Annotated in this window: 17 protein-coding genes and 1 tRNA gene; 12 read left to right on the top strand and 6 right to left on the bottom strand. The window is 46.2% G+C overall.

Features of this window, described 5'->3' with window-relative positions; genetic code table 11:
* Positions 1-111 precede the first annotated feature (111 nt).
* The 3 genes from I5M27_RS10610 to I5M27_RS10600 all read left to right on the top strand — a co-directional run bounded on the left by I5M27_RS10610 (position 112) and on the right by I5M27_RS10600 (position 3,881).
* On the top strand, positions 112-753 hold the full coding sequence (locus tag I5M27_RS10610; RefSeq protein ID WP_200506196.1) for a response regulator: 642 nt from the start codon (positions 112-114) through the stop codon (positions 751-753).
* Between the two features lie 282 nt (positions 754-1,035).
* Complete coding sequence (locus I5M27_RS10605) at positions 1,036-3,321, top strand: Ig-like domain-containing protein (protein WP_200506195.1); 2,286 nt, start codon at positions 1,036-1,038, stop codon at positions 3,319-3,321.
* 206 nt (positions 3,322-3,527) lie between these two features.
* Entirely contained in the window at positions 3,528-3,881 is a 354-nt protein-coding gene (locus I5M27_RS10600; RefSeq protein WP_200506194.1) for a CZB domain-containing protein, read from the top strand.
* 104 nt (positions 3,882-3,985) lie between these two features.
* On the opposite strand, the gene I5M27_RS10595 is transcribed toward I5M27_RS10600, so the two are convergent.
* Complete coding sequence (locus I5M27_RS10595; RefSeq protein ID WP_200506193.1) at positions 3,986-4,375, bottom strand: hypothetical protein; 390 nt, start codon at positions 4,373-4,375, stop codon at positions 3,986-3,988.
* A 202-nt stretch (positions 4,376-4,577) separates the two neighbouring features.
* On the opposite strand from I5M27_RS10595, the gene I5M27_RS10590 reads away from it, so the two are divergent.
* Entirely contained in the window at positions 4,578-5,474 is an 897-nt protein-coding gene (locus I5M27_RS10590; RefSeq protein ID WP_234462492.1) for a cation diffusion facilitator family transporter, read from the top strand.
* Positions 5,475-5,534: 60 nt separating this feature from the next.
* On the opposite strand, the gene I5M27_RS10585 is transcribed toward I5M27_RS10590, so the two are convergent.
* Together I5M27_RS10585 and I5M27_RS10580 are read right to left on the bottom strand one after the other, a co-directional pair.
* Entirely contained in the window at positions 5,535-5,708 is a 174-nt protein-coding gene (locus I5M27_RS10585) for a hypothetical protein (protein ID WP_200506192.1), read from the bottom strand.
* Positions 5,709-5,970: 262 nt separating this feature from the next.
* Positions 5,971-7,755, bottom strand: coding sequence for an ABC transporter ATP-binding protein (locus I5M27_RS10580; protein WP_200506191.1), 1,785 nt, complete (start codon positions 7,753-7,755; stop codon positions 5,971-5,973).
* A 778-nt stretch (positions 7,756-8,533) separates the two neighbouring features.
* Here I5M27_RS10580 and I5M27_RS10575 point away from each other — a divergent pair.
* The 8 genes from I5M27_RS10575 (at position 8,534) to coaE (ending at position 15,092) form a co-directional block, all read left to right on the top strand.
* Positions 8,534-9,634 (top strand): Glu/Leu/Phe/Val dehydrogenase, encoded by a 1,101-nt coding sequence (locus I5M27_RS10575; protein ID WP_200506190.1) that lies wholly within the window; start codon positions 8,534-8,536, stop codon positions 9,632-9,634.
* A gap of 372 nt (positions 9,635-10,006) precedes the next feature.
* A complete protein-coding gene (gene nusB / locus I5M27_RS10570) occupies positions 10,007-11,182 on the top strand; it encodes a transcription antitermination factor NusB (protein WP_200506189.1) in 1,176 nt (391 codons plus the stop codon).
* Positions 11,183-11,282: 100 nt separating this feature from the next.
* Positions 11,283-11,588, top strand: coding sequence for a YtxH domain-containing protein (locus I5M27_RS10565; RefSeq protein WP_200506188.1), 306 nt, complete (start codon positions 11,283-11,285; stop codon positions 11,586-11,588).
* A 3-nt stretch (positions 11,589-11,591) separates the two neighbouring features.
* Positions 11,592-12,590: an isocitrate/isopropylmalate dehydrogenase family protein gene (locus I5M27_RS10560; protein WP_200506187.1), complete on the top strand. Its 999-nt coding sequence runs from the start codon at positions 11,592-11,594 to the stop codon at positions 12,588-12,590.
* Positions 12,591-12,640: 50 nt separating this feature from the next.
* Positions 12,641-13,132, top strand: a complete 492-nt coding sequence (locus I5M27_RS10555; protein WP_200506186.1) for a DUF1573 domain-containing protein — start codon at positions 12,641-12,643, stop codon at positions 13,130-13,132.
* Positions 13,133-13,180: 48 nt separating this feature from the next.
* Positions 13,181-13,486 (top strand): preprotein translocase subunit YajC, encoded by a 306-nt coding sequence (yajC, locus tag I5M27_RS10550; RefSeq protein WP_200506185.1) that lies wholly within the window; start codon positions 13,181-13,183, stop codon positions 13,484-13,486.
* A gap of 90 nt (positions 13,487-13,576) precedes the next feature.
* Positions 13,577-14,470, top strand: a complete 894-nt coding sequence (locus tag I5M27_RS10545; protein ID WP_200506184.1) for a YbbR-like domain-containing protein — start codon at positions 13,577-13,579, stop codon at positions 14,468-14,470.
* Positions 14,471-14,489: 19 nt separating this feature from the next.
* Positions 14,490-15,092: a dephospho-CoA kinase gene (gene coaE / locus I5M27_RS10540; protein ID WP_200506183.1), complete on the top strand. Its 603-nt coding sequence runs from the start codon at positions 14,490-14,492 to the stop codon at positions 15,090-15,092.
* Between the two features lie 87 nt (positions 15,093-15,179).
* Here the strand turns inward: coaE and I5M27_RS10535 are convergent, their stop codons facing one another.
* The 3 genes from I5M27_RS10535 to I5M27_RS10525 all read right to left on the bottom strand — a co-directional run bounded on the left by I5M27_RS10535 (position 15,180) and on the right by I5M27_RS10525 (position 18,400).
* Positions 15,180-16,826, bottom strand: coding sequence for a glycosyltransferase family 39 protein (locus I5M27_RS10535; protein WP_200506182.1), 1,647 nt, complete (start codon positions 16,824-16,826; stop codon positions 15,180-15,182).
* Between the two features lie 81 nt (positions 16,827-16,907).
* Positions 16,908-18,077 carry a hypothetical protein gene (locus I5M27_RS10530; RefSeq protein ID WP_200506181.1) on the bottom strand — a complete coding sequence of 390 codons (1,170 nt, stop codon included), beginning with the start codon at positions 18,075-18,077 and terminating at the stop codon, positions 16,908-16,910.
* Between the two features lie 245 nt (positions 18,078-18,322).
* Positions 18,323-18,400 (bottom strand) — tRNA-Val (locus I5M27_RS10525).
* Positions 18,401-18,576 lie beyond the last annotated feature (176 nt).

Raw genomic sequence — 18,576 nt, 5'->3', positions numbered from 1 at the left:
TATGTGGAAAAATAATCCAACCTTATGAAACGTTGTGGCTGGTTTTTTGTTGTGCGAAGTAATTTTGAATTAGAAAAAAACTTTGCTTACTTTAGAAAATCGCACCGATAAATGAAGGACATGACTACGATTGGCATTATTGAAGACGACACTACGATTCGTGAAGGCTTGCGTACTTTTCTGAATCGGCAGTCTGGCTTTAGCTGCACCGTGCTCGTAGATTCTATTGAAGAATTCCTGAATCTGGATACAGAAGAGCGCCGGGTAGATATTCTGCTGCTCGATATTGGTTTGCCAGGCATGTCGGGGCTGGATGGCTTGCGTTTGCTCAAACAGCACCTGCCCGATACCAAGATCATCATGAGTACTGGCAACGAAGAATCGACTTACATTTTCCGTTCCTTTAATGCCGGCGCCAACGGTTACCTGCTGAAAAACAATCTTTTTTTCGAAGTGAAAACCGCTATCGATTCGGTGCGTGAAGGCAATGGTTATCTTTCCCCGATCGTAACCCGCAAAGTGCTCGATTTTTTTAACGCCCCCAAGCACGAAGAGATTGAAATTACCAGCCGCGAACGCCAGATCGTGCAGTGTCTGGTAGATGGCCTGAGCTACAAACTCATTGCCGATAAACTCGATATTTCTTTAGATACCGTACGTTTCCATTTAAAGAACCTTTACAAAAAGCTGCGCGTGAACAGCAAGTCAGAAGTTGTTTCAAAAGCGCTGAAAACCAATCTGATCAATTCCTGATCCGTCATCCTGAAAAACTACCAGAAATTAACACAATCCTCAACCCTGCGGGGTTAAGGAATTGTTGCGGTATTGTAAATTGTAATTTATTTCTATTGTAGCGTAGCATTATACCGCGAAAAACTAGGTAAAAGCCGGTAAAATGGCTTTTACTACCCAAACATGTAGTTGTGTAATTGTATTTACTGGGGTAATTTTCTGCCGGATTTAAGCTTTAACAAGCCCATCCAAGGAAAAGTTAGTGTTTTTATTTAAAGACTCTTACCCCAAAAATCTACAATTATGATGCAACTTCTACTTTCAAAAAGAGTTTCTGAAACACGGGGCAGCTACGCGCCGGAACAGAAACGCAGGTTTTCGAACCGGGCCCAGGGCCACAACGGTCAGCCAGTTTTTAAAACTGCCGGAGCCCGCTCGCTGGTTTCCATTCTGATAGCCTTGTTCTTTAGCGTGAGCGCCTACGCTTCACACTATAAAGGCGGCCAGATCACTTACGAAAGCCTGGGTGGCGGAACGTATAAAGTTACCGTAAAAAGCTACTGGCGTTCACAATTGCCGGGTAGTGTGGTTCCTTCTTATTCCGGTAGCCCAACCTTAAATACCAACCTGAACATGGTATCGCTTACGCCGCTGCCAGATGGTGTAACGGTAGAGAAAGTAGAACAGCAGACGGTAACCTGGCCAACGCCGGGTCTTTATACCATCAGCTGGACCAGCTGCTGCCGCGTAAACGGCGGTGCTAACTTTGGTCAAACCGATATGGGCCTTTTTGCAGCTGTAAATTACGATCCTGCCAAACCAAGTTCTTCCCCGCAATTCTACGATCTGCCGGTGTTTAACTATGCTGCCAACGTGCCTTTAAGCTTTGGTTTCAACAATACCGATCCTGAAAACCACGATCAGCAGTATACCCTGAACACGCCTTACGGGATTGCTACTAACCCTTACGGCAGCATGATCTCAACCGGCTTTTCTATTTCAAATAGCGGTATCGTTTCCTGGACCAACCCGCAGCAAGGTATCTGGTTAGTAAATGTGAAACTGGAAGAAAAAATTAACGGGGTATTGACCGGCGCTTATGTGTACCGCGATTTTATGCTCAACATTGTGCCAACTACCAACCATGCCCCGGTTTTAGGCAATTTAAATGCCCAGACCGTTCGAGAAGGTCAGAACCTGCAGTTTGCAGTAAACGCTACTGAACCTGATGGCAACCAGGCTACGCTGCGTGCCAGCGGTTTGCCAATGAGCATGGGTGCTGCTTTCGCCCAGACAACTACCGGTAACGCGCCAAACGGTACTTTTACCTGGACGCCACCTGCTGGTTCTGCCGGTACTTATTCCGTGCAGTTTGTAGCTACCGATAACGTAAATCCTCCGCTTTCTGCGCAGCAAACCGTAATGGTAACGGTATTGCCACTTTGCAATCTGACTGCTACCGCAGCAGTAACCAATGTACCTTGCGGTAATGTTAATACAGGTGCTATTACAGTAACTGCTACGGGCAGTGCCAACTACGAATATTCGAAAGATGGTGGTATTACTTTCCAGAACGCAAACGTATTCAGCAACCTGGCTCCGGGTACTTACGAAGTTGTGGTAAAAGACGGAGTATGTTCTTCGCAAATGCAAACGGTTACCATTATTGCTAATCCGCTTCCGGTAGTAACCCTCGATAATTTTGCCAGCCTGTGCGGCAATAGCGGCAACGTTACTTTAACCGGTGGCCAGCCTCTGGGCGGTACTTATTCCGGAACAGGTGTAAGCAACGGTATCTTTAATCCGGCTGTAGCTGGTTTTGGTGCCCACACCATTACCTACACTTATACAAACAGCAACGGCTGTGTTAATGCAGCCACGGCTACTATTACGGTAGGTGCCGGATTTACAGCCAACGCCGGTCCTGATAAAACCGTGGTAACCAATTATAACCCTACAAAATGCGTAACCTTAACGGGTTCTGCTTCTAATGCTAACGGAACGTATACTTACCTGTGGAGCAACGGCGCTACAACTCCTTCTATTAATGTTTGCCCAACCACTACCACTACTTATACGCTAACCATTACTAACGCGGCCGGCTGCACTGCTACCGACCAGGTTACAGTTAAAGCAATAGATGCTTCCTGCGGGAACCGCAACGAGAAAGTAACGATCTGCCATAACGGCCACGAGATCTGCGTTTCTGTAAATGCGGTACAGGCACACTTAGCGCACGGCGATGTGTTAGGCAACTGCCAGTCTTCTAATAACCAGCCAGCCAAACCAAATAACGGTGGCGGTACAATTAATAACAAAGTTGTTTCTGATATTTTAATGACGGCTGTGCCTAACCCGTTCACAGAAAATACGCAGATCGACTTCGTGATGCCTGAAACCGGCTCGTATGCCCTTGCAATTTACGACCTGAAAGGCATGCTGGTGAAGAATGTGGAAGAAGGAAATGCCACAGCAAATGAGCGCCGCAGCATAGAAGTGAACGGTAATCAGTGGCCGAAAGGCGTTTACATGGCGCGCCTGGTAACCGGCAAAGAAGTAAAAGTTATTAAAATTGTACTTGCAAAATAAGTAATAAGCGAAGTTTAGAATTATTAAAAACGGCAGCTCCCCTGGGGCTGCCGTTTTTTTATGCGTTTCCCGGCAGCTGCCTGCAGTTACAAGAATTCTGGCTATTGAAAATTTAAAGATCTGCCTGAAGATAAGTTAACCTAACGGTTCGCGTCCCGTTTAAATATTCCCGGAAAACGCTATTGATTTGGCCGGGAAAACCAGGCATGGCACCAGATATTAAAAACGAATTCGAACAGGCGCGTTTAAAACATTTATTGTTCAAGTCTAAATTGCGGGCTATTTTGTTGGGCGCTGAAATAGAAGAGGCGCCGGTACTTTCGGAGCACGATTGTCCGTTCGGGCAGTGGATGCAAACGTATTTGCTAAAAAAATGTAAAGACTCTGCCGCGCTGAAAGAACTGGAAACCATTCATACCGAAATGCACCGCCTGACCAGGATTGTAGTTAAAAATTACCATGCCGGCGCAGAAGCTGCTTCTGAAGTTGAAATGAAAAAAATCGAGATCCTCGGCGACCGCATTCTGGAGTTGCTCGATATTCTGGAAAGGCATTGCTGAAAGCAGAAGAAACTGCCATAAAACGCTATGGTTTTAACGCAAAAAACTGCCGGAACACAAGTTTCGGCAGTTTTTTTATTTATAGGAATGCTGAATAAGTTGTTTTAAAGTTGCGTGGTAAGCGCTGCAATGCGGGCCCGTAATTCATCTATCTGGTTACGGTTCGCCTTCGATTTTTCAATGGCATCGAGTTTTTCGAGCAGTTTCTGCATTTCCTGCAGGTGCTGCATTCTTTTTTCCGGCACGATCGGGCCATTATGCGTAGCCTGTTTAAAAATATTCCCTTCGCCGTAAATTACCCAGTGAGCATTCAGTTCTTTTATCTGCGTAAGCACTTGCAGGAGTTCATCCATGGTGTAATTTTTGCCGGCCATAATATTGGAGATCAGCGGCGCTGAGGTTCCGGTAAGTACGCCCATTTCATAAATGCCCAGTTCTTTTATTTTCATATAAAAGCGAAAGCGGGCTCCGATCTGTTCTAAATTAGCGGCCATAGGTATAAAGGTTTGTTTAATATTCAGTTACTGCCGGCATGTTATGTTCGGCTGGTTGCCTTTTATAACCAGAAAATACGCAAATTAATTCGGAAGGGTGCCTGCCGGGGAATAAAGCTGCCAAAAACGGTAGCGTTTTCAACCCGAAAACCGTAAGCTTGCAAGAGAAAGTTACTGAAGTAAAGCCTTAAGATTCCATTCCTTGTCAACGCATTCTCACGATCACAGCCTTTTGCATCACGCGCACGCACACACCGGAAAGAACCTGGTGCTGGCCTTCTGGATGAATACGGCTTTTGCCATTTTTGAGCTAATCGGGGGTTTTTACATCAACAGCGTGGCCGTAATGTCCGATGCGGTGCACGATTTCGGCGACTCGGTTTCCTTGGGGCTGGCCTGGTATTTTCAGCGCATGGCCGGGCGCCACCGCGATGCGAGCTTTTCGTTTGGTTACCGGCGTTTCTCTCTGCTTGGGGTGCTCATAAATTCGGCGGTGCTTTTGCTTGGTTCCGGTTTTGTGATCCGGGAAGCGCTGCTCCGGCTTTTTAACCCGGAGCCGGCAAGCGCAACGGGTATGATCGGGTTTGCCCTGCTCGGGCTTTTAGTGAATGGCGTGGCTTTTTTACGGTTGCAGAAGGGCGGCAGTTTAAGCGAGAAAGCGGTAGCGTTGCATTTTCTGGAAGATGTATTGGGTTGGCTGGCCGTTTTAATTGGCGGCGTGGTCATGTACTTTATAAATGTTCCCTGGCTCGACCCGGCTTTATCGTTAGGTATTGCCTGTTTTATCCTGATCAACGTTTTTAAGAATTTCCGAACCAGTTTCCGGATCTTGCTGCAGGGAACGCCGCCCGGGCTGGAAGAAGAAAAACTGCGCGCCCTATTAGCCACCGTGCCCGGTATTGCCGCCATTAACGATCTGCACATATGGAGCCTCGATGGGGAATACAACGTGCTTACGCTGCACCTTACACCCGATAAAGATTATACCCTGGCCCAGACCCAAGGCCTGAAAAATGCTGTTCGCCAGCTGCTGAGCCAGAAATCAATTCACCACATAACCATAGAGCTGGAAAGCAACGCGGCAAGCTGTGAGCTGTAAAAGCCATAAAAAAACCGGAAGCTGTGAGGCATCCGGCGTAAAGAGGCAGAAAATGAAATATTAGTTATCTGAGAATGTATAATCTCCGAAATTGTAGATCTCAATGCATTCGCAGGTAGTGGCAGCACCCGGCTTTTGTAATTTTTTCGGGGTAGAAATAGTTTGCTCAAAGCCCCATTTCAAACGGTTCACATATTTCAGTTCTTCAGCGAGTAAAATTTTCTTTTTGTTCATAGCTTTTACATTTTAAGGTTGGTAAAAAAACTATCGGCAAGAAAATGGATGCCGCAATGGCACTGGCAGAGGTTTCTTTCTTTTACTTCTGTAGCGGGTTCAGGTTACAGCAGGGTAAAAAAACTAATTGAATTATTTTAATACGGCGCTTGCACTTAAAGGTGAACAGAGCCGGCATATGTTTTTTAATGGCAGAAACAGTGCCAAATAAAAGATTGGGTCCGGTTCCTGAATAAAAACGCTATGCTTTTACCCTCAAAAACTAAACCTGCGCTTCGGTCTGTAATTGTTTTTCGTAAAGTTGTTTGTACAAACCCTCGTGTTGCATCAGGTTTTGGTGCGTGCCGTGCTGCACAATTTCGCCGTCGTCTAAAACCAGGATATGGTTGGCCAGCTTCGCCGACGAAACCCGGTGCGAAATAATGATAGACGTGCGGTTACGCATGATCCGTTGCAAATTGTTCAGAATTGCGTTCTCGGTTTTGGTATCTACCGCCGAAAGGGCATCGTCTAAGATAAGTATTTTTGGTTCGCGTACCAAAGCCCTAGCCATAGAAACCCGCTGTTTTTGTCCGCCCGAAAGCGTGATACCCCGTTCGCCCAGTTTGGTTTCGAATTTCTCCGGAAAGCGCATGATATTTTCGTACACGTCGGCATCTTTGGCGGCTTGTTCCATTTTGTGATCCGGCAGCGTGTTTACACCAAAGCCAATGTTGGCCCGAATAGTATCGGAAAACAGGAAAACATCCTGCGGCACGTACCCGATCTGGCTGCGCAAATTGCTGATGTTGTAATCCCGGATATCTTCGCCGTCAATCAGGATTCTTCCTTCCGAAACATCATAAAGCCGCGTTACCAGGTTGGCAACCGTACTTTTCCCTGAACCAGTATTTCCGATAATGGCCAGCGTTTCGCCGTGCTTAATGCTGAAATTCAGGTTTTTCAAAGCTACGATCCCGGTATCCGGATAAACGAAGGTTACGTTCTCGAATTGAATATCGCCCACGATCTCTTTTTCAAAATTGCGCTGCGAAATAATGTCGGTTTCGGTATCCAGGAATTCGTTGATGCGGGCCTGCGAAGCGGCGGCGCGCTGCACCAGGCTTGCGGTCCAGCCCAACGCGGTAACCGGCCAGGTAAGCATGTTCACGTAGATCAGGAATTCGGCAATATTACCGGCCGTAATGCTGCCGTTTATCACTTCCTTACCACCGATCCAAACCGTAATAATGGTGCTTAAGCCGATCAGGAATAAAATAAGCGGAAAGAACAACGCATTCACAAAGTTTAGCTCCAGGCTTTTATCTTTATACGTATTGCTGGCTTTATCGAAATTCATCGCTGAATCGTCTTCCCGCACAAACGATTTCAGAACCCGGATCCCTGAAAATGTTTCCTGTACAAACGTAGTAATGCCCGACAAACTTTTCTGGATCTGGTCCGATTTGCGCTCGATAATATTGTTCACGTAAAAAATGCTGATGGCCAGCAGCGGCAGCGGCAAAAGCGTGTAAATGGTCAGTTTTACGTTCACCGAAAGCATGTACGGAATTACCAGCAAAAACAAAACCACCAGGTTAATGCCATACATGATCGCCGGGCCAACATACATCCGAACGCGCCCCACATCTTCGGAAATGCGCGCCATTAAGTCGCCGGTATTGTTGCGGCGGTAGAAACTTAATGGCAGCGTCTGGTAATGGGCGTAAATGTCGTTTTTCAGGTCGTTTTCTACTAGCCGGCTCATTACAATAATGGCTTGCCGCATGAAGAACAAAAACACGCCGCGCAGCAAGGCCATGAGCACAATCAAAGCGCCGTAAAACAAAATGTTGCGCGCAAAAACGCTATAGATTTCCGGCTGAAAACCCGTGCCTGCGTAAAGCTCATGCAGCTTTATGCCGTCCTTCACCAGATCGAAGGCATAGCGCACGAGCTGCGCCGGAATAATGGCAAACAAATTGGAAACCGCCACAAAAACCACGCCCCAGAAAAGGCGCCATTTATAGCGGAACAAATACTTATTTAAAGCGAGTAGCGATTTCACAGGTTCAGGAAAAGTTACAGCAAAGGTACCGGTAGCAAAAGCAATTGCCAAATTAATTGGAAAACGGTAGGGGTATACGGGCAAAAAGTATGAGAAAGATGGGAACGGATTTTTTTAAGAAGAAAGATATAGGGTTTAATGGATTGATTAGCTTAAAATTCATGCATTATTGCCTGATCAGGCTAAAGAACACCAGTAAGACAATTGAAAATACTGGTGTAAGAAAAACCAGCACCAACAACTTAGTATAATCATTCCTGGCCTGTTCTTTAGTCTTTAATATTTTTATAATAAGTATAATGAAGAAAAGAATGCTGATTGAAGAGGTTAAGCTTAATAAAGCTATATTGAAAATGTGACTTGAAGCAGGGGAAATTGACGCATCTGATAAGAACCACAAAACCAGATAGACATATAAAACAAAATGGATGACTATTAAAATGGTTAAAAATCTATGCCGGCTAAATAATTCCATTTCAGAAAACTGAATAGTTTTTGCACAAGTTAGTGAACAAAAGAAAATAAACTTCACCTATTTTTTAATTGCTTAAAACAACCAAAATTACGCAATCCTTGTCTACTCTCATGTTCAGAATTATTACTGGTAACAGCAATAAGTATTTTAATATCTGAATGTTTTGCCGCTTGTTAAACCCGGTAGCTAAAAAAAATCCCAATTGGGTTTTCTGCAAAAATTGAATTACTTTTGCATCCGGATTGTACTAGGGCTGCTATATAGTTTTTTACAAACCCAGAATAACCTTTTAATTAGCATAAAATGGTCGAAATTAAAGAAGTACCAGTTAAAAAGGAATCCTCCGTTTTCGGGCAGGTATCCGAGTTTCAGCACGAACAAGTTGTTTTCTGCCACGATCACGAAACCGGTCTGAAAGCAATCATCGGCATTCATAATACCGTTTTAGGCCCTGCTCTGGGCGGTACCCGCATGTGGTCTTACGCTACCGAAGCCGAAGCTTTGAACGACGTATTGCGCCTTTCCCGCGGTATGACCTACAAAGCAGCCATCTCTGGTTTAAATTTAGGTGGCGGTAAAGCCGTTATCATTGCCGATTCCAAAAAAGATAAATCCGAAGCCCTGTGGCGCAAATTCGGCCGCTTTGTAGAAAACCTGAACGGTAAATATATCACTGCTGAAGACGTAGGAACCACCAGCAAGGATATGGAATACATTAAAATGGAAACCGACTACGTAACCGGCCTGCCGGAAACAATGGGCGGTTCCGGCGATCCGTCTCCGGTTACAGCTTACGGCACGTACGTAGGTATGAAAGCCGCTGCCAAACGCGCTTTCGGTTCCGATAGCCTGGCGGGCAAAAAGATCTCCGTGCAGGGCACCGGCCACGTAGGTGGTTACCTCATCGATCATTTAGTGAAAGAAGGCGCGCAGCTGTTCATCACCGATATCGACCAGGAGCGTCTGAAAGACATCAACGCCAAAACCGGTGCTACCATTGTTGGCCTGGATGAGATCTACGACCTGGATGTGGATATCTATTCGCCATGCGCGCTGGGTGCAACCATTAACGACAATACCCTGAGCCGTCTGAAGTGCCAGGTAATTGCCGGTTGCGCCAACAACCAGCTGAAAGACGAAACCGTACATGGTCCGGCTTTGGTAGAAAGAGGCATTGTTTACGCGCCAGACTTCCTGATCAACGCGGGTGGTCTGATCAACGTTTACTCGGAGCTGAATGGTTACAACCGCACCGCGGCTTACGACCAGACCGAAAAAATTTACGATTACACGCTGAACATTTTTGACCTGGCCGAGCGCGAAGGCATCTATACCCAGCTGGCTGCCATGAAAGCGGCTGAGAAACGTATTTCTGACATTGGTAAAGTAAAATCTACTTACTAATTAACCGAAAAACGCTATTGAATAATAACCCAAAAGTGCTGCATGAATTTGTAGCACTTTTGGTTTTAGTACCTGTTTAAGATTTATTTCATGTTTTCGGAATCTGTTTTAAAAGGTACACTAACCCGGCCGCACTTTTTACGGTAAAAGACCTACCGTTTTGTTTGCAGCCCCCCTTCGTTCTTTGACCGGCGCTCAATTGCTGAATGGTTTCATTGCTAAACGGTTTCTCAGAACAAAGTTTTAAAAAAGATCAAAGCGTTTTTCCGCCCGAAACGCTACCGTTTTCCGGGTAAAAACTGCCAGATACAAAACCAGTAATGGACTACAGAGCCATTATTAATTATTCATTATTAATTATTCATTACAAAAATGCTCAATCGCCGCACCCTTCGGATAAAAGCCATGCAGGCCATTTACGCGTATATGCAAGCCGAAGGTTCCGATTACCTGATGGCCCTGGACCTGATCGAAGATGATTTTGCCCCGGATCTGAATTCCATGGAAGTACAGAACAAGCAGCTGCTGGAAGGTAAAAAACAGATCGGTACGCTTCTTTTCAAGGAATGGTACAAAACCCGCCAGTTCGATACCGAAGAAACCGACAAGGAAATTCTGCAATCGGTAAACAGTGCGGTAAATTTTTATCAGAAACAGGTAAAGAACGACTACAAATTTTTCAGCAACCAAATGCTGAGCGCCGTAGAAAATATCTACGATCATTACCTGGCCATTCTGGCGTTGGGCGGCGAAATTGCAAAGCAGATCGATAACGAGGAAGTTAAAAAAGCCACCCGTTTTACCGAGAAAAAAGACATCGACCTGCAGCGCCTCACCGAAAACAAGGTTTTTCAGCAATTGCTGGCCAACAAATCTTTGCAGCAACTCATCATCCGCCGCAGCATCAGCTGGGAAAAAGATGCTGACCTGATCACCCAATTTTACCGCACCGTTCTGAAGCAGGACGAAACCATTCAGGCTTACGTGTTGAAATCGGAAGAACATACTTTCGAAGAAGACAAAGAACTGGCCAAATACTTTTTCAAAACCCTGATTTTCAAAGATAAAAACCTGCAGGCCTGGTTCGAAGAGCACGACCTGAACTGGCAGGAAAACAAAGCCATCGTGAAAAGCCTGGTGATGAAAACGATCAAATCGATTGAAGAAACCACCGACGAAAACCTGGCTTTGCTCGACCTTTCCACCAACTGGGAAGACGATAAGGCATTCTTCGAAGAGCTTTACCACAAAACTTTGGAAGATGACGCCAAATACGAAGCCATGATCGCGGCCGGCGTAAAAAACTGGGACATCGAGCGCGTTGCCGTGATCGATAAGATCATCCTGAAAATGGCGCTTTGCGAAATGCACATCTTCCGCAGCATTCCCGTGAAAGTAACCATCAACGAATACATCGAGATCTCGAAACTTTACAGCACGCCTAAAAGTAAGCAGTTCATCAACGGCGTACTCGACAAGCTGGCGCAGGATCTGACCGATTCGGGTAGCATCCGGAAATCGGGCCGCGGCCTGATCGATAATAAATAGAAAATGCGGAAACGCTAGGGTTTTTATCGGAAAAAGTGCCCAATCCTTGCCGAAAACGATTATATTTACCAGGCTATATCATCTAACCTCTGATATTCTTATGAGCAAAAAAACAACCGCCATCATTGCTTTTCTCAGCGGCGCTGCGGCAGGCGCTGCTTTCGGCATGCTATACGCGCCCGATAAAGGCCGCGAAACCCGCGACCGCCTGAGCTTCCGTTTAGATAAGTACCGCGAATTGCTGCGCGAGATCACCGAAGACATGCTGGACGGCAAGGAAAATGCGCCTTCCGCTGCCAAAAGTGAAGGCCAGCGCGTAATAGACGACGCCCGCGACAAAGCCGAGAAACTATTAGGCGATGTGGATTCGCTCATTAACCAGATAAACAGCCGGAAAGAAGCCTAAAACATGAAAGTTATTACCTTGATCCCCGGCGATGGCATCGGGCCGGAAATTACCGAAGCCGTTAAGAAAATTTTTGCCGCCGCCAACGTTCCCGTAACCTGGGAAGAAGAAAACGCCGGCCAGACCACTTTCGAAAGCAAAGGCGAATTAATTCCCCAGTCGCTCATCGATTCTCTGGAGAAAACCCGGGTAGGTCTGAAAGGGCCGATCACTACGCCGGTAGGCAAAGGCTTTAAAAGCATAAACGTGCAGCTGCGTCAGAAATTCGATCTGTACCAGAACGTACGTCCGGCCTGCACTACCCCCGGCATTACTACCAAGTTCGAAGGCGTAGACCTGGTTTTGTTCCGCGAAAACACCGAAGGCCTTTATTCCGGCCTGGAAACCTACGATGCACGCTTAGGAATTGCTGATTCTATAAACCGGATCACGGTAAAAGGCTGCGAGAAAATTACCCGCGCTGCTTTTGCTTACGCCCGGAAACACGGCCGCAAAAAAGTAACTGTGGTGCACAAAGCCAATATCCTGAAAATGGCCGGTACCTTAATTCTGGAAGCGGGAAAAAAAGCGCAGCAGGAATTCCCGGAAATTGAAATGGACGACAAGATCATCGATAACATGTGCATGCAGCTGGTAGCCAAACCAGAGCAGTTCGATGTGGTAGTTACTTCCAATCTGTTCGGCGATATTCTTTCGGATCTTTGTGCAGGTCTGGTAGGTGGTTTAGGCGTAGTGGCCGGGGCCAACATTGGCGACGATATGGCTATTTTTGAAGCTGTGCACGGTTCTGCTCCTGATATTGCCGGCAAAGGCCTGGCCAACCCGACGGCTTTATTGCGTTCGGCTATCATGATGCTGCACCACATTGAGCTGCACGATCACGCTTCTAAAATTACCAACGCCCTGAACAAAACGCTGCTGAACAAAGAACAGTGCACCGGCGATCTGGGCGGCAAAGCCAAAACCATGGAATTTGCTGATTACATTATTGGCAATTTATAGTATCAGGCTTCGTTTTAGTACCGAATTCAAATTTAATAATATTAGTACCCATGAAAATTAAACTTATTTACGCGCTGCTGATGGTTTTCGGATTTTTTGCCACCACAAGCTGCGACAAGAAAAGCGAAAACACCACTGAAAGCCACGAAGCTACTGCCGAAGAACTTTCTGCCGCAGACCTGATCAACAACCCCAATACCGCCAACCCGGAAGTGGTAACTACCGGCCCGGCTCCGGTTATGACTTTTGATAAGAATGAGCATGACTTCGGCGATATTAAACCGGGCGATGTGGTAAAACACACGTTCAATTTCAAAAATACCGGCAAAGCGCCCCTGATCATCGAGAGTGCTACGGCTACCTGCGGTTGCACGGTGCCAAACTATCCGAAAGAGCCGATCGCCCCGGGCCAGTCTGGTAAAATTGATGTGCAGTTCGATAGCAAAGGCAAAACCGGCCAGCAAAGCAAACAGATCTCGATCCGTTCTAACACGCAGCCCAACATTACCGAACTTACCATTAAAACCAACATTCTGCAGTAAGCCTCCGGGCTTACTGCTTTTTCACCTATTTTTACTTTTCTACCTTAAATGAATACCGTTTTCCTGCAAACATTTTCTATGGAAGGCATGCAGCAGATCCTGCTGTGGGGCGCCATTATTCTTATCTTTTATTTTTTCATGATCCGGCCGCAGCAGAAAAAAGCGAGCGACCAGAAAAAATTTCGTGAATCGTTACAAAAAGGTACGAGCGTAGTAACCATTGGCGGTTTGCACGGTAAAATCGTAGATATTCAGGAAACTACCGTATGGTTAGAAGTAGACCGCGGTTTTAAACTGAAATTCGACAAATCGGCTATTGCTTCGGCTGCCACCACTACCGAAGCCAAGGCTTAAGTTAATTCCACCATTATCGACAGGGTAAAGCACATACTCGCCTGGTTATTAAGGCCTTTCTTTCATAAAGAAAGGCAATACTGGCGTATTGTGCTGCTTTGTTTTTTACTGGCTGCCACTTTCTGGGTTTTAAAGGCGCTGAACAAGAAGTACGAAAACGTGCGCATCAGCTACCCGGTAAGCTTTATTTATAATCCCAAAACGCAGATCCCGGTTACTGAGCCTCCCAAAGAAGTAGTAATAAACGTTGATGGTAAAGGCTGGAAACTGCTTCGCAAAGCCCTGAACCTGCGCATTCACCCGGCCCAGATAGACCTCCGGAACCGCGGTTACGCCAAGTTTCTTACTTCCCGACAGCTGCGCCCGCATATTAATGCGGCCTTAAGCGGGCTTGATTTGAACTACGTGGTAACCGATACCATTTATTTCAATTTCGAAAAACTGGAGCACCGCCGTTTACCTTTAACCTTGCAGCTTTCCGATTCGGCGCTCGCAACAGGTTACCAGCTCGATAGCAACGTGAAAATTATGCCGGGAAGCGTTATTGTTTCCGGGCCGGCCTCGCTCATAAAAGCATTGCCTTCGCCTTACCCCATTTATCTGCCGGATTCCGGCATAACTCAAAATTACCGCAAACAGATACCGCTGGGTTTTGTGCCCGAAAACCTGCTGAAGCCCAGCCAGGAAAACGTGAGCGTGGCCTTTGATGTAATTCCGCTGGTTAAAAACGATATTCAGGTAATGGTAAGGGTTCGCAACCGCGATTCTATCAGCAGTCCGGTAGTTTTGCAACCCAATGCTGTAAAGCTCACCTATTATGCCCTTTCCGCCGATACTGCCGTTTCAGCTGCGCACTTTACCGTAATAGCCGATCTGGATAAGGTAAATCCGAAAGATTCTACCATTGCCCTGAAAGTAATGCAAAAACCGGCAAAAGCTAGAATGGTATCCATTTCGCCGCAAAAAGTAAAAGTCGTTTATTAAGTTTCCTTCCCGAGTTTTTATGTTGAAGATCGGAATAACCGGTGGCATTGGTACCGGTAAAAGCATTGTAAGCCATCTATTTGCCCTGCTAAACATTCCCGTTTACGATTCCGATCTGCGGGCCAAACAGGTAATGGCGCACAATCCAGAACTTAAACAGGAACTCATTGCTGCATTTGGTCCGGAAACGTTTACTGCCGAAGGACTGAACCGCACCAAACTTGCTTCTATTGTATTTCCCGATCCTGAGAAACTGGCCCAACTCAATAGGCTGGTGCACCCGCACGTAAAGCAGGATTTTATAAACTGGGCCGAAGAAAATAAAAAGGCTTCATACGTTTTAAAAGAAGCTGCACTCATGTTCGAAACCGAAGCCTATAAGCAGGTAGACGAAATGATAACCGTTTTTGCGCCCCTCGAAATCCGGATGCAACGCCTGCTCAAGCGCGACTCTCACCGCACCGAAGCCGACCTGAAAAACATTATTGCCAAACAGCTTCCCGAAGAAGAAAAACTGCGCCGCGCCGACCACATCATTTACAACGACGATTCGCAACTCGTTATTCCGCAGGTTTTGAAACTCCACCAATACTTTCTGGCAAAAGCCGCCGCAAAACGCTAGGGTTTCGGGCTGAAAAAGTCGCGGTTCAGCAGAAGCTGATTTCCGGAAAATTATTCCGGGGCCGGCTGTTTTAGCGAACGCGTTCCGTTAATAAACGTGCGTTTCCAGCGATTTGTAGGTTTTATCTAATTTAAAAACCGAAAAGATCTTGATGTCATCAACTTTTATCTGGTACACCTCTTTTTGCAGCGGATAATCTTTTGGGTGCCAGCGGTATTCGGTCAGAAAGTAATCGGCTTTTGAGATGTGATCTACATAAACCAGGCGCTTGCGTTGTTTAGGCGGCAGCGAAAACTGGTTGGTTCGGCCCGGTAAATTGGCCACATACACGTTTATTGCCGGTTTATCAGAATCCTTCACCACAAATTCCAGCCCCTGCTTATAAGCCAGGCCCCAGTAATCCAGTTCAAATTTCTGGCGCACCCGATCATCTTTATAAATGCTGAAATAAACGTTCTGATGCGGGTGATTTTTTACCATCCAGAATGCCAGGTTGCCCATATACAAGAGCAATATAGCTACCAGGCCGGTTCGAAGCATTTTGCCGGTTTGCTTATAGGGCAACGAAGAGAATTTCCGGTAAAGAGTATGAAAGCCTAAAACAGCCAGGTAAATAAAAGGTGGATAAATAAAATACAGGTGGCGCCAGCCATCGTAAAGCACCAGGTTCAGTAAAATCGCTGCTAAAACCGGGATCAGAAATAAACCCGCCATGATCCAGTCCTGCTGTTCTTTCAGATTGCGGTAAAGCGAAAAGCGCGGCCAAAACGTCTGCCGGAGCAGGAATAACAGACCCAGTACAAACAAAACGCTGTAGAGAACCGGGGTAGTTATAAAAAACCAGGTGGGTAAATAATGCCAGGGCAGGTTCGTGGCCGGAATGGCTTCGCCCATAAAAAGCATTTGCCCCGGCCACGGGAAAGCGCTGGAGCGGGCCACTACCTGCGGAAAGCGGATATAAGGCTTTTCCCATAGATAGGGCCAGAATACGATCATAAAGCCCAAAAGGAGCAAGCCATAAAAGCTCACACGCTTAAAAGCTTCCTGTAATGGTTCGCCGTCTTTTCTGAACAGGTTCAGGTTTAAAAAGCTAAAACCGGCGGTAAGTGCCGGGAAAATAAGCCCGAGCAAACGCAGATCTATGGCCAGCGCGCTCGCCAGAGCATGCCAGATAGCAGTTTTGTAGTTCCGGTTTTTCAAAAAAAGCACTAAGGTGTATGTGCTGATAACAGATAATGATAAAAACGGCAGGTCTTTGGAGTTATAAAAGGATTCGGCAAAGATCCTGGGACTGACTATGAGCATGGCAGTGCCCGTTAACGCCAGTAAAGTGTTCCGGAATCTTTCTTTAAGCAGTAAGTAGAAAAAAATGGTGCTTACATAAAACAGGAGGAATGTGCAAAGGTGCCGCAGTTGAAAAACTTTCTGCAGATCTTTCACTTCAAAAAGCCATTCCAGGAAAGTGGGTACCAGTTCGAAGATCGGGCCATGATCACCATCCACGTATTCGGCCAGGGTAGGGCATTCGGGGCAATAGTTTTTGCCTTCCAAAACCGATGGCGCAATTTCGCCGGCAATATAAATGCCGTTTACTACGCCGTTTTCGCGAGCCCAATGGTCATCGTAGTAAATTCCGAAATCTTTATAAATGAACAGACCCAGTAGCAGGTAAATCGCAAAAAATGCGGTTACCGGCCAGCGGCTGGTCATGGTAAGATTTTCGGGATATTTCAAGGCAAAAATATTCAAGCTGAAGCAATGAAAAGTAAAAACGGTAGGCTTCCGGGCACAAAAAGTCTGAAAGCCTGCCGGAAATTATTTAATGATCGGGTAGCGTTCAAAAGGCCGGTTCGGATCGAAGAGTTTGCGATACGTAATGTGCGTTTTAATAATGGTAGAACCTAAAAGCCGCGTTACCGCCATCATTTTCGGATTGAAATCGCCGATCCAGTTCATTTCGATATCGGTGTAGCCCAGTTTCATTACCACGTCCTGGGTAGCGCCGATCATAACCGTTTCCACGCCTTTGCCCTGGTGCTCAGGCACTACGCCAAAAATAATTCCGAAGGTTTTCTTCGTTTCCATTTTGCCGCGCAGCTTATACTTATACCATAAAAATTTCAGTTTACCTATCAGGTCGAGTTTGCCATTCAGGTGCTTAAAGATCTGGTTCAGTTCGGGTAGCATTACAAAAAAACTAACCGGCTCCCCGTGGTAATAACCAAACCAGATCAGGCGTTCGTCCATAACCGGTTTCATGGCTTTTACAATGGCGCGCGCTTTATCCATGGTCATGCGGCTGATACCGGTGTGGCTGGCCCAGGCTTTGGTATAAACCGTGTAAAAATCGGAAGCCAGTTTTTCGAGGTTATTTTTCTGGGCGTGTTTAAAGCTGTAACCGGGAGTTTTCATGGCCCGCGAAATGCGTTCGCGAATGGCAGGAGCCAGGTCTTCGCGGGTACTGCGCCAGTAAGTATACTGTTTGAAATAAACCTGAAAACCGTAATTCTCAAACAAAGCCTGGTAATAAGGCATATGGTAAAACATGCCATAATTTGGCTCAGTAAAACCATCTACCAGCAAACCCCACCACTTATCGCGTTCCCCAAAATTGATCGGGCCATCCATGGCTTCCACACCGCGCGCTTCCAGCCATTTTTTACTGGCATCGAAAAGCATAGAAGCGGCGTCCTGGTTGTTGATACACTCGAAAAAGCCCATGCCACCTACCGGAAAATCGCCGGAATTTTTAGTGCTTTCGTTTACAAAGGCGGCTACGCGGCCAATGGTGCCTCCTTCTTTATCGGCTAAAAGCCAGCGGATCGCTTCGCCGGTTTCAAAGTTCTTGTTCTTTTTCGGGTTAAAAACGGCTTCAATGTCATTATCGAGCGGCCGGATCCAGTTCTTTTCATTTTTATATAAGCGCGCCGGAAATTCCAGAAATTCTTTGCGCGTACGGGAATCGGTTACTTCTAATAGTTGCATGCGGTAAAAACGCTAGGGAAATAAGGCTTAAAAGTACGAATTCCCGCCGATTACCGGAAATGCAGAAAGTGATCTGGTAAGGCCTTTAAACGAAACTTCCGAATTAACGGCCTGTATGGCTGATTCTCCTCGGTAGTATTAATTTCATAGCCGTCTGCTTTAGCTAAGTTTTTTTTAAACCTCTCCTGCATCAGGGCTGGGGGTAAAACAAAAAAGCCTCACGTTTTAGCGTAAGGCTTTTAAAATGGTGGGGCGTACTGGATTCGAACCAGTGACCCCCTGCTTGTAAGGCAGGTGCTCTGAACCAGCTGAGCTAACACCCCGTTTTGTTTACAAACCAGCTGTTTGTTTGGGAAGACAAAGATGGCAGCAAAAATTTAAACTACCAAATCCCTCTTAAAAAATTACCCGAAGGTCTTCATAAAAAAGCCTCACGTTTTAGCGTAAGGCTTTTAAAATGGTGGGGCGTACTGGATTCGAACCAGTGACCCCCTGCTTG

This window comes from Adhaeribacter terrigena (genome assembly GCF_016623615.1).
Lineage (GTDB): Bacteria > Bacteroidota > Bacteroidia > Cytophagales > Hymenobacteraceae > Adhaeribacter_A > Adhaeribacter_A terrigena.
This window is presented reverse-complemented; position numbering and strand designations above follow the sequence as displayed.

What these genes read in the sequence shown, in the direction of transcription:
- I5M27_RS10605 (WP_200506195.1), top strand. Translation starts at nt 1,036, where the DNA reads ATGATGCAACTTCTACTTTCAAAAAGAGTTTCTGAAACACGGGGCAGC.
- coaE (WP_200506183.1), top strand. Translation starts at nt 14,490, where the DNA reads ATGTTGAAGATCGGAATAACCGGTGGCATTGGTACCGGTAAAAGCATT.
- I5M27_RS10610 (WP_200506196.1), top strand. Translation starts at nt 112, where the DNA reads ATGAAGGACATGACTACGATTGGCATTATTGAAGACGACACTACGATT.
- I5M27_RS10560 (WP_200506187.1), top strand. Translation starts at nt 11,592, where the DNA reads ATGAAAGTTATTACCTTGATCCCCGGCGATGGCATCGGGCCGGAAATT.
- I5M27_RS10565 (WP_200506188.1), top strand. Translation starts at nt 11,283, where the DNA reads ATGAGCAAAAAAACAACCGCCATCATTGCTTTTCTCAGCGGCGCTGCG.
- I5M27_RS10575 (WP_200506190.1), top strand. Translation starts at nt 8,534, where the DNA reads ATGGTCGAAATTAAAGAAGTACCAGTTAAAAAGGAATCCTCCGTTTTC.
- I5M27_RS10585 (WP_200506192.1), bottom strand. Translation starts at nt 5,708, where the DNA reads ATGAACAAAAAGAAAATTTTACTCGCTGAAGAACTGAAATATGTGAAC.
- I5M27_RS10530 (WP_200506181.1), bottom strand. Translation starts at nt 18,077, where the DNA reads ATGCAACTATTAGAAGTAACCGATTCCCGTACGCGCAAAGAATTTCTG.
- yajC (WP_200506185.1), top strand. Translation starts at nt 13,181, where the DNA reads ATGAATACCGTTTTCCTGCAAACATTTTCTATGGAAGGCATGCAGCAG.
- nusB (WP_200506189.1), top strand. Translation starts at nt 10,007, where the DNA reads ATGCTCAATCGCCGCACCCTTCGGATAAAAGCCATGCAGGCCATTTAC.
- I5M27_RS10600 (WP_200506194.1), top strand. Translation starts at nt 3,528, where the DNA reads ATGGCACCAGATATTAAAAACGAATTCGAACAGGCGCGTTTAAAACAT.
- I5M27_RS10595 (WP_200506193.1), bottom strand. Translation starts at nt 4,375, where the DNA reads ATGGCCGCTAATTTAGAACAGATCGGAGCCCGCTTTCGCTTTTATATG.
- I5M27_RS10555 (WP_200506186.1), top strand. Translation starts at nt 12,641, where the DNA reads ATGAAAATTAAACTTATTTACGCGCTGCTGATGGTTTTCGGATTTTTT.